The organism is Thermodesulfovibrionales bacterium (assembly GCA_035622735.1).
Lineage (GTDB): Bacteria > Nitrospirota > Thermodesulfovibrionia > Thermodesulfovibrionales > UBA9159 > DASPUT01.
The window spans coordinates 1-8,458 of sequence record DASPUT010000186.1 but is presented as its reverse complement, the minus strand read 5'-3'; the positions used below and the strand labels follow the sequence as shown (position 1 = coordinate 8,458).

The 8,458-nt window shown below is 53.2% G+C and carries 6 protein-coding genes; 4 read left to right on the top strand and 2 right to left on the bottom strand.

From position 1 onward, the window contains the following. Positions 1-261 precede the first annotated feature (261 nt). The 3 genes from VEI96_09975 (at position 262) to VEI96_09965 (ending at position 4,650) form a co-directional block, all read left to right on the top strand. Positions 262-2,103, top strand: a complete 1,842-nt coding sequence (locus VEI96_09975; protein ID HXX58314.1) for a S8 family serine peptidase — start codon at positions 262-264, stop codon at positions 2,101-2,103. A gap of 80 nt (positions 2,104-2,183) precedes the next feature. Then, positions 2,184-3,905, top strand: a complete 1,722-nt coding sequence (locus VEI96_09970) for an adenosylcobalamin-dependent ribonucleoside-diphosphate reductase (GenBank protein HXX58313.1) — start codon at positions 2,184-2,186, stop codon at positions 3,903-3,905. A 109-nt stretch (positions 3,906-4,014) separates the two neighbouring features. Continuing rightward, the gene (locus VEI96_09965) at positions 4,015-4,650 is read left to right on the top strand and encodes a methyltransferase (protein HXX58312.1); all 636 of its coding nucleotides are present in this window, start codon (positions 4,015-4,017) and stop codon (positions 4,648-4,650) included. 37 nt (positions 4,651-4,687) lie between these two features. Here the strand turns inward: VEI96_09965 and VEI96_09960 are convergent, their stop codons facing one another. Together VEI96_09960 and VEI96_09955 are read right to left on the bottom strand one after the other, a co-directional pair. Further along, on the bottom strand, positions 4,688-5,908 hold the full coding sequence (locus VEI96_09960) for a DUF401 family protein (protein HXX58311.1): 1,221 nt from the start codon (positions 5,906-5,908) through the stop codon (positions 4,688-4,690). A 121-nt stretch (positions 5,909-6,029) separates the two neighbouring features. After that, a complete protein-coding gene (locus VEI96_09955) occupies positions 6,030-6,455 on the bottom strand; it encodes a DUF3617 family protein (protein ID HXX58310.1) in 426 nt (141 codons plus the stop codon). A 565-nt stretch (positions 6,456-7,020) separates the two neighbouring features. Between VEI96_09955 and VEI96_09950 the strand changes: the two genes are divergently transcribed. Beyond that, positions 7,021-8,458, top strand: a 1,438-nt coding sequence (locus VEI96_09950) for a tetratricopeptide repeat protein (protein ID HXX58309.1), incomplete at its 3' end; no start/stop codon positions are given.

Sequence of the window (8,458 nt, the reverse complement as noted above, 5' to 3'; positions counted from 1 at the left end):
ACAACCAAAAAGACTGTTAGAAAACCCAGGGAAGTTTAATCTTGAAGACTTCCTAAGGCAAGAGGTTCCGTCAAAGCATCAGCCCCTCTACGTGACATAATCATTTCGCGTATATCTGACACTTTCATTTTGCCTTGACAGACGAAAATCGGGATACCAGCTTCGCCGCGCGAACTTGAAAACTTCTTTCTCTAAACGTCATAATAACTGATAGTGGTTGCTCAAAAGCAGGATACAGGCTTCTTCATGAGGAGAAGAGGAATGAGAATAAAAATCATCGTTGCCGTAGTCGCTGCTGTGCTCTTGATCTCAGCTCCGCGCGGATCGTTTGGACAAGGACAGGAACGTTTCTCTAAAATCGCCCGGGAGCTCACGGAATCTGTGACTCTGGGGCCTATGCGTGTCATCGTGATACTCGAAGTTCCGAACGAAAGCGGTTCTCTCCAAACCGAACACATAAGGCAGGCAACCGGGACTCTCGCGTCCCGTGCAGCCGGCATCGCCCGGACCGTACGGACATATGACCACTTCCCGTTGGTTGCTATGGAAGTGACCGGAAAAGATAACCTGTCGGCACTCGGGGGAATGCCCGAAATCCGCAGGGTCATCCCGGACCGCCGCCGTCGCCTGCCGGAGGCCGGCATGACCGGATCGCAGACGGCAGCGCCCCTGACATACCCTCAGAACATCGACAGGATCGGCGCGAAACAAGCCTGGAACGCAGGGTATTCAGGAACAGGATGGTACGTGGCGGTGCTCGACAGCGGTGTTTTGACGACTCACGAACTCTTTAAGGGCAAAAACATAATAGAGGCCTGCTTCTCGTCTATCAACGACTGCCCCAACGGTCGGGCGGCTATGTACGGACCCGGTGCGGCGAGGCCCTTCGACCCAAGGTATGATGGCTATGAGCATGGTACGCATGTTGCCGGGATCGCGGTCGGCAACAGCGGAACAATATTCGGCGTTGCCAAAGACGCCTCTCTCATCGCGATACAGGTTTTTTCCCGGTTTTTCTCGGCTGCGGATTGCAGTCCTTCACCCGCGCCGTGTGTCGAGTCTTACGACTCAGACGAAATAGCGGCATTAGATTATGTCTATTCGCTCAGGGCGACCTATCAGATAGCATCGGTGAATATGAGTCTCGGGGGAGACGTCTTTTCGAATCAGGAACTCTGCGATACGAGTGCTGACGATCCGCTTTATAAAACCGCGATAGATATCCTGAGCGGCGCCGGAATAGCTGCGGTTATCGCCTCCGGGAATGACGGGGCCTGTGGAAGTCTTGAAGCCCCGGGCTGTATATCCTCCGCCGTGTCTGTCGGCGCTGTAGATGATTTCGACGTCGAAGCAGATTTCACGGACTGGCACTACTCGATGCTGAAATTCCTTGCGCCGGGCGTGAACATCTATTCCGCGATACCAGACACCACATCCAGTTATGCCTACCTGACCGGAACTTCGATGGCTACCCCGCACGTTGCAGGCGCATGGGCGATTCTCAAGCAGCAGAACCCGCAGGCATCTGTCGACGAGATCCTCTCGCTTCTCAGGGATACCGGCGTAGCCGTTCTGACATCCTGCCCTGACATCGACGACTACAAGCCGAGAATACAGATCAACGCGTCCCTGAACCCTTCGCCGATACCGTCCCCCTCAGCACCCGTGAACCTTGCCTATCCCTCGACCGCATCTCCGGTGCTGAATTTTTCGCAGGCGATGCCCGTGGGGGTTGGGCCGATTGCAGGCCTCGGTGACGTGCTCGACTTGCGGGTGGGGTTCCCTCCGTTCGCTGGGCCTGTAAATATCTATCTGGCATACGTTTCTTCAGCGGACCCGACGATAATCAATAATGTAAGACCGGACCTTTCTTTCCAATCATTTGCCTTTAACGATGTAGCGCAGTCGGTTTCGGCGGGAATCCTCCCGGCAGGAGTCATTCCGTGGATGCAGAATACGACGGGACCCGTCAGCGAATCGCTCTTCGGTATGATTCCTGCTTCACAATTGCCTTCGGGAACATATACAGTCTATGCCCTCGTGACTCCACCGGGGAGTCTCATGGGCTACTATCTCTGGACGACTTCCTTTGTAATTCCCTAGAGAGTCCACTGATTCTCTTTCTTGACGACCCTCACCCGCATCCTCTCCTCTTCCCGTCAGAAATCCCGTATAATGAAGGTATGGAACTCACCGAGAACGCACTCCGGGTCCTGAGGACACGGTACCTCCTGAAGGATGAGCAAGGGAGCGTCATCGAGACCCCGCATGAAATGTTCCGGCGGATTGCGAGGGCCATGGCATCGGCCGAGCGTATCTACGGTGATGATCCCGTTGCCTGGGAAGAGAAATTCTATGACCTCCTGGCCGGGCTGAAATTCCTTCCCAACTCCCCCACCCTCATGAACGCGGGCAAGGAGATCGGACAGCTGGCTGCCTGCTTCGTGCTCCCCGTCGATGATTCCATGACCGGCATCTTCGACACCCTGAAGAATGCCGCGCTTATTCTCCAAAGCGGAGGAGGAACGGGCTTTTCTTTCTCCCGTTTGCGGCCGAAGACCGATGTCGTCCGCTCGACGGGCGGGATAGCGAGCGGCCCTGTCTCGTTCATGAAGATATACAACACCGCAACAGAGGTTATTAAACAGGGCGGGGCGCGCCGCGGAGCAAACATGGGCATCCTCCGCGTGGACCATCCGGATATCCTCGACTTCATCAGGGTGAAGAGGAATGCAAGGGAACTGACGAATTTCAATATCTCCGTGTCTGTTACCGACAGATTCATGGAAGCCGTGAAGAACGACGCGGAATATGAACTGATAAACCCGAGGAGCAGGGCTGTGGCGGGAAGACTCAGGGCACGGACCGTCTTCGACGAGATCGTCGAAAGCGCATGGGAGACAGGTGATCCCGGCGTCGTCTTCATTGACCGGATCAATGAATTCAACCCGACACCGCAGCTCGGAGACATGGAGAGCACCAACCCCTGCGGTGAACAACCGCTTCTCTCGTATGAGGCGTGCGTCCTCGGTTCACTGAATCTTTCGAAATATCTGAAAGGGTCTTCGTCCGGGAACGGCAGGCCCGGGATCGATTTCGATCTTTTATCGCGGGATATCGGAACAGCGGTTCGCTTCCTCGACAACGCCATCGATGTAAACAGATACCCCCTCCCGGCGATAGAGTCGATGCATAAGGGAAACCGTAAGATAGGCCTCGGAGTCATGGGATGGGCAGATATGCTGATACTCCTCGGCATACCATATAACAGCAGAAAGGCATTCGCGCTCGGACGCGAACTCATGAGATTCATTAGGGACAGATCGCGCGAGGCCTCCGCGGGACTCGCTACGAAAAGGGGCGTCTTTCCGAATTTTAAGGGTTCCATCTTCGATGCGCCGGGAATGCCGCATCCGAGAAACGCGACGACAACCACGATCGCGCCGACGGGGACGCTCTCGATCATAGCGAACTCATCGAGCGGCATCGAACCCCTTTTCGCGCTCGCATTCAAGAGGCTCATCCTCGATACCGAGCTCCACGAGAAGAACGACTCATTCTTCAGACTCGCAAAAGAGCGGGGCTTCTACAGCAGGGGGCTCGAAGAGAAGATCATCGAGAAAGGCAGCGTCAGAGGGATGAAAGAGGTCCCTGCCGATATAAAGCGCCTCTTCAAGACGGCCCATGACATTCCGGCCGAAGACCACATAGAGATGCAGGCCGCGTTCCAGGAATTCACGGACAATGCCGTGTCAAAGACGATTAACATGCCGCATCGCGCAAAGAAGGAAGACGTTGAGAAGGCATTCCTTCTCGCCTACCGGAAAGGCCTGAAAGGCATTACCGTATTCAGGTACGGAACTGCGAAGGGTGGAACTCTCGTCAGGTTCGCCGAGTCTGATTAGCCGTTGCCGGATGGGGAGGACTCACTTCTCCGGCGACATGCTATTTCCCTTCTTGCCAAAACAGATGAGGGTATGAGCGGTATCCTTTCAAAGCGGTTTGAGTGAGGACATGATCGAAAAAAGGCCTCACGCCTCCGGAATATCAGGCAGGAGGCTAGGTGATTTCATCCTGTTCGGTGTCACATCGGCCGAACTGGTTCTCCTTTTCCTCCTGACGCCGACCTTCACAATCGTGGATTGGATTTACGTCTTACAGCACCTCCTCGTTCTCGGGATCGCCCTCACGCGGCGCCCTCCTTCGGTGCAGGATGACTCGCTGCCCTCGGGTGCAGCCGTTGTCATCGCGTACGCTTACCCCTACGCCCAGGTGACCTATCTTCGATGGGTGCCGGGTACCCCTGCGTGGCCCGCAGCCGGACTCGTCCTCGTGATGCTCGCTGCCTGTCTGAGTTTCGCCAGTCTCCTCAGCATGGGCAGAAGGTTCGGGGTATTCCCGGCTCTGCGGGGTCTCGTGACGCGAGGCCCCTACCGGCTCGTCCGCCATCCGATGTATCTGGCCTATGTGCTCGCCGACATCGGGTACAACCTCGAAGAATGGAATCTCGGCACGGCGCTGCTCGTGATACTGGGGTGGGCATCCCTGCTCTACCGTATGCACGCCGAGGAGCTGATCCTCTCTCGCGATGACGGATGGTCCGCCTACACTGCCCTCGTGCGCTACCGCCTCCTCCCGGGTCTCTGGTAGCCGAAGTTGAGGCCGGTCCATCGAGACGAGGCAAAGTCTACAGAATGAGATACTCGATCAGGGCTGCGACCATGACGATCCCGGAAGCCCGGAGTGTCTTCCTGTAGATGCCCCAGGCATCGGCCTTGAAATATTCCCTCGTCAGCACGAGGCAGAGATGCACCGGCGATAGGAGCACGCCGATAAAGCCTGATGCAAAGGCAAACGAGAGTTGTCCGAGATGGGCGCCTCCGGTCAGGCTTATGATGAGGGGAAAGGTGCTCCCCACAAAGCCGACCGTCAGACCGGTGAGAAGGCCGCTCACGAAGGGCAGCATGAAGAGCACGGGGAGAAGCGGTATGCCGCTCTCTGTGAAGAAACGGTTCAGGTGCTCGACCGCCCCGGAACTTTCCATAGCGAATTTGAAGAGCATCGTGCCGAAGATCAGAACGAAGACATCGGGAGTAAAACCGTACTTCATCACCCTGAATATTTCCTTGGCGCCGAGCCGGAAATGAAAGAAGAGTACCGTGATCGTTATTCCGAGGGCGTAGTGCAGTTCCATATGGAAACCCATAACGAGAACGAGAATAAAGACTATCGGCAGAAAATTCCAGATTGCTCCGGACCCGAAGACAGGAGCATCATTCCCGCCTTCCCCGGTTTCAGGGCCTTCGGCTCCGTCCCTGTCATTCATGCCTCTCATGCTGAAGAGGAATCCCGTCCCCGCAATGAGCAGGGCATAAGGCGTGTTTGCGAGAATGAAACTCCTCAGTTCGATATTCGCTATCGCAGAGGCGAGGAGGATACCGGGATAAAGGGGGAGTATGAATTCCCAGGGATGCCTGAACCAGTAATTGATGAAGCCCTTCTCCTCGGGCGACATCGCAAGACCCCTCGTCGATTCCTCGACCATCGGAGCGGAAAAGTAAGCGCCGCCGAGCGACGGGAGGAGGCCGATCAGGAGCGGCATCGAAACGATAACCGCCCTTCTCTTCTTCAATATTTTCTGTGACACCTCCATCATCATCTTCATAACGTTCTGCTCCCTCAGGATGAGCTCAAGCACCCTGATCAGCGTGAGTGCGAAGAAAAGCTTTACCGTGACAGGGTCGGCAACAGCGGTCTTGACGGTGGTGAAGACGACGGGCAAAGGCACAAGGTAGAGGATAAAGAGCAGTATCGAAGCGACAACCATGACTGGGCCGATATTCCACTTGAGCCTGAGAAGAAGGAGTATCGCCGCAAAGACAAGGATGATCCTGAGAATATCGAGCATGGGGAATTATACCGTTTTCCGCGGACGGCCTGCTCAAAAGGGAAGGTGAAATAGTGTAAAGAGACTCCCCTTTACCCTCTCAGAGGGGAAAGGGGAGATCGTTATCCTTCCGTATGCTTTCTCACTTGCAGTCGCCGATGCGCTTTCCGCTCATCCGGCCTGTCACTTCGATCTGTTCGTCACCGGACTCCTTCATCGTCGTCTTGACGACGCCCTCAAAGCTATTCCCCTTATAGGTGATCTTTCCGGTGCTGTCTACCGTGCCGCCCTTTGTCTTACACTGCATTACCCAGGTGACCGTATTCCCCTCGACCTTACTGCTGATCATCTTGCAATCCTCGTTCTTTTCTTTCTTCTGCGGTACCATGTCCTTCTTCGTAAGGCACTGGGTATACTTCGTCGGGGGCATCTCCATCGGCATGCCCGGCATCTCCGTCTTCATCGTCATCTCCCATTTGCCTTCCTCCATATTCGGTTCTCCGAAGGCAACGGCAGCAGAGAGAAGCCCTGCGGCAATCGCGACGACAAATATGATCCTGTAAGACATTTTCTGTCCCTCCTCGACAATAATTTTACGAAACCGATAAGCCCTCATTTTCCCCCTTTTCGCACCAAGCACATTTGAGAGAGCACCGCTTAGATCCTTGCTTTGTAACATACTTCATTAGGCCAAGAAATGCAATAGTAAGCGTAACGAAGAGTACAACAGTAAGGAGAGAAGCATCTGGTGCGGCTTTAGTCCACAAGGCCTCGATTCTTATGGCAGGAATGAACGCCGCTTTCAGCAACAAATAGAATGGCTATGACACAAGAAAACGAAAGGGATTCAACTGTAAAAGTTAAGACATCGCTAATTAAACACCATAGGACCGCCAATGAATTCCGCTAAGAAACGGAACCACTAATAATCGGTTGGCCGAAATTAGCATGGCAATCGTCACGGGCTCCTGTGGGTTGGGGCAGCTTTGTTTAGGTGAGAGTAAGTCGATAAGAAAGCGTTATGCTATATTATTGTAATGCTCGGACTATCAAGGCGAAGAAGGGCTGCTGAGGAAGTCTGGATCAATCAAAGCAGTTCCGAGGGTTCCAAGCACACTTATGCTATAGGGATCTTGCGAAAACGACTTATTCATTTTGTTTTGATAGCAGCCATCGGTTTTCTCGCCTACTCCAATACCTTCCACAGTCCTTTCCAGTTTGACGACAAGCCCCATATTATTAATGAGCCTGTAATTAGGGATATTAAGAACTTCGTTTCAGACAGAAGGGGCCACGACTATAATCCCCGGCGCTTCATCGGTTATCTTTCCTTAGCCATAAACTATCACTTCGGGGGGGTCGACGTTATCGGTTACCATATGGTGAACCTTCTTATTCATATATGCAATGCGCTCCTTCTGTACTTTTTCGTATTACTTACCTTCAGGACAACATCAATGGAGCAACTGGAGGGTTCCCCTTCTCCCGCTCCCTCCTTGATCGCCCTCTTTTCGGCGCTCTTCTTCGTCTCGCATCCACTACAGACCCAGGCGGTGACATATATCATTCAGCGGTTCGCCTCCCTTGCGACGTTTTTTTATCTCCTTTCCATCGTCATGTACATAAAAGGAAGGTTGGCAATGGAGACGCAAGATGGCACCGAGGGGAGATTGTTTTCCGGTTCATGCCTACTTTCTTATCTTATCGCTATTATCTCCGCTGTTTGTGCGATGAAGACGAAGGAGATCGCCTTTACTCTTCCGCTCGTGATAGTTCTCTATGAGCTTATTTTCTTCAGATCCTTAGTGAAGAAAACGGTTCTTTTCCTTCTGCCGGTTCTGATGACCCTGATAATCATTCCCATAAGCGTTCTTCACAGTGATAGACCTCTGGGAGAGATATTATCGGATGTGAGCGAAATGACGAAGGTTCAGACTCAAATGTCACGATGGGAGTATCTCGTGACGGAGATGAGGGTAATCGTCACCTATATACGACTCATCTTTCTGCCAATAGGACAGAATCTTGACTACGATTATCCGGTTTACCATTCTCTTTTCACGCCCTCTGTCTTCCTCTCTTTTCTCTTTCTCCTGGCCATCCTTGGACTAGGGGTATATCTCCTCTTACGAGGGATGAAGAACAATTCTCCCTCACTCGCCACACATCATCGTCTTATGGGTTTCGGGATTCTCTGGTTCTTTATAACATTATCCGTCGAATCAAGTATCATTCCGATTGCGGATGTGATATTTGAGCACCGGCTCTATCTTCCCCTGGTAGGAGTGTTCACCGGAATGACAACAGGGCTATTGATCGCAGCGAAAAGACTGAAGATCGAGACGGCGGTCATTTTGCTGTTCGTCCTCTTAACTCTCCTCTTTTCAGGCCTCACCTACGCTCGGAATAATCAATGGAGGGACGAGATAAGCCTGTGGCAGGATATAGTGGAGAAGAGCCCTCACAAGGCACGTCCTTATAACGGCCTTGGTGCCGCATACGCATCTAGTGGTCAACTCGATAAGGCAATAGCGGAATACCAAACAGCGTTGCGGCTGAAGCCTGATTTCG

What these genes read in the sequence shown, in the direction of transcription:
- VEI96_09975 (HXX58314.1), top strand. Translation starts at nt 262, where the DNA reads ATGAGAATAAAAATCATCGTTGCCGTAGTCGCTGCTGTGCTCTTGATC.
- VEI96_09960 (HXX58311.1), bottom strand. Translation starts at nt 5,908, where the DNA reads ATGCTCGATATTCTCAGGATCATCCTTGTCTTTGCGGCGATACTCCTT.
- VEI96_09970 (HXX58313.1), top strand. Translation starts at nt 2,184, where the DNA reads ATGGAACTCACCGAGAACGCACTCCGGGTCCTGAGGACACGGTACCTC.
- VEI96_09965 (HXX58312.1), top strand. Translation starts at nt 4,015, where the DNA reads ATGATCGAAAAAAGGCCTCACGCCTCCGGAATATCAGGCAGGAGGCTA.
- VEI96_09955 (HXX58310.1), bottom strand. Translation starts at nt 6,455, where the DNA reads ATGTCTTACAGGATCATATTTGTCGTCGCGATTGCCGCAGGGCTTCTC.